Origin of the sequence: Rudaea sp. (genome assembly GCF_036383415.1) — a bacterium.
In the GTDB taxonomy this organism is placed as follows: Bacteria; Pseudomonadota; Gammaproteobacteria; order Xanthomonadales; family Rhodanobacteraceae; genus Rudaea.
In genome coordinates this window covers 1-2,124 of sequence record NZ_DASVOK010000468.1, presented here as the reverse complement: position 1 = coordinate 2,124, position 2,124 = coordinate 1, and the positions used below count along the sequence as shown (strand labels likewise).

General features: G+C 64.7%; 2 protein-coding genes. Both read left to right on the top strand.

Annotated features, from left to right (window positions below; genetic code table 11):
- The coding region (locus tag VF497_RS16980; protein WP_330890925.1) for a DUF1080 domain-containing protein at positions 1-834 on the top strand (834 nt) is incomplete at its 5' end.
- Between the two features lie 14 nt (positions 835-848).
- Positions 849-2,063 carry an MFS transporter gene (locus VF497_RS16975; RefSeq protein WP_330890923.1) on the top strand — a complete coding sequence of 405 codons (1,215 nt, stop codon included), beginning with the start codon at positions 849-851 and terminating at the stop codon, positions 2,061-2,063.
- The last annotated feature ends 61 nt before the right edge of the window (positions 2,064-2,124 follow it).

Sequence of the window (2,124 nt, the reverse complement as noted above, 5' to 3'; positions counted from 1 at the left end):
CGACTATTGCGAGATCATTCGATGATATCCACAACGTGCCTCGTATTGCGCAGCGGCCTACTCGCCGCGCTGATCGCCGCCGCCTGCGGCGTCCATGCCGAAGAAGAAAAATTCCCGACCGGCTTCACCGACACGCCGAAGTTGCCAAACAGTTCGTGGCGCGTGCACGACGACAACCGTCCGCGTCCGCGCGTGGTCGCGCCGGGCAGGGGCGATGAGCTCGCGACCGCGCCGTCTGACGCGATCGTGCTGTTCGACGGCAAGAATCTCGACGCCTGGCAATCGGAAAAGGGCGGTCCCGCGGCATGGAAGGTCGAGAACGGTTATGCGGAAGTCGTCGGTGGCACCGGCGACATCGTCACCAAGCAGAAATTCGGCGACTGCCAGCTGCACGTCGAATTCCGTGAACCCTCGCCGCCGACCGGCAAGAGCCAGGGCCGTGGCAACAGCGGCGTCTTCCTCGCCGGCCTGTACGAAATCCAGATACTCGACAGTTACGACAATCTGACCTACGCCGACGGACAGGCCGCGGCCGTCTACGGCCAGTCGCCACCGCTGGTGAATGCCTCGCGGCCGCCTGGCGAATGGCAGACCTACGACATCGTCTACACGAGTCCGCGTTTCGCCAACGGCAAGCAGGCGACGCCGGGCTACGTCACCGTGTTCCACGACGGCGTGCTGGTGCAGAACCACACGGAGCTGCTCGGGGCGACCGTGCACCACGCGTTGCCAAAAGCCGTCGTGCATGATGTCGAAATGCCGCTGAAGCTGCAGGACCACAGCATGCCGGTCCGCTTCCGCAACATCTGGATCCGTCCGCTCGCGGACAAGTGAGCGGACACGCCGCTATGGAAAAATCCAAGTTGTTCCTTGCAAGCTGCATTTCCCTGGTGACGACGGCGATGGTCTTCGCGATCCGCGGCGACATCGCGAACGACATGGCGGCGGCTTTTCACTTGAGCAACGAGCAGCTCGGGCTGATCTTCAGCCCGGCGTTCTGGTGCTTCACGATCGCGATCTTCATCAGTGGCGCGCTGGTCGACGCGGTCGGCATGCGCATGCTGCACATCCTGTCCGCGCTCGGTTATTTCGTCGGCATCACCCTGGTCGTGCTCGCGCCGCGGCCCAAAGCACCGGTCGCTTCGATTTTCGATCATGCCGGCACGGCGCTGCTGTACGCGGGTTTCATGATCATGGGCATGTCGCAGGGGCTCGTCGAAGGCGTGATCAATCCTTTGATCGCAACGGTGTACAACGACCGCAAGACCCAACGTCTCAACATGCTGCACGCCTGGTGGCCGGGCGGCATGATCGTCGGTGGCCTGGTCGCAGTGGCAATGACGGCGGCGTTCCACGCGCGCTGGGAAGCCAAGCTCGCCACGATCCTCGTGCCCGCGCTGGTCTATTTGATCATGGCGATTTCGCTGCGCTATCCGCAGACCGAGCGCGTGCAGAACAACGTGTCGAATGCCGACATGTGGCGTGAGGCGCTGCGACCCGGGTTCGTGCTGCTGTTCTGCTGTATGTGGCTAACCGCGGCGATCGAGCTCGGCCCGGATCAGTGGTTCCCGTCGGTGATGCAGGCGCTGGCGCCGCAACTGCAGGGCGTGCTCTACCTCGTCTATACCGCCGGACTCGTGTTCCTGCTGCGCACGTTCGGCGGCGGCGTCGCTCACGGCGCACCGCTCGCGACGCTGCTGGTCTGTTCGGTACTCGCCGGAGTTGGCCTGCTCTGGCTCGGCAGCCTGGGCAGCGCGAGTCCCTTCGTTGCATTCGCCGCGGCGACGGTGTTCGGCATCGGCAAGGCCTTCCTGTGGCCAACGATGCTCGGCGTCACCTCGCAGCAGTATCCACGTGGCGGCGCGCTGCTGATGTGCCTGATGGGCGGCGCGGGAATGCTGTCCGTCGCCGTGGCGTTGCCGCTGATGGGCGCGCGCATCGACAAGTTCGGCGCCGGTGCGGCGCTGCAGATGATGGCCGCGCTGTCGGTGCCGCTCGCGGTCGTCTTCGGCGGCATGATCTTGTACCGGATGCGGTCGCGGCAGCCGCAGGCCGCGCTCTGAACAACGGATCGCAAAACCTCATGACACGCAAGCTACGCATGGGATTGGTCGGCGGCGGCCC

Bases quoted from the DNA above. Each gene is read 5' to 3' on its own strand.
- VF497_RS16975 (WP_330890923.1), top strand. From the start codon at position 849: ATGGAAAAATCCAAGTTGTTCCTTGCAAGCTGCATTTCCCTGGTGACG.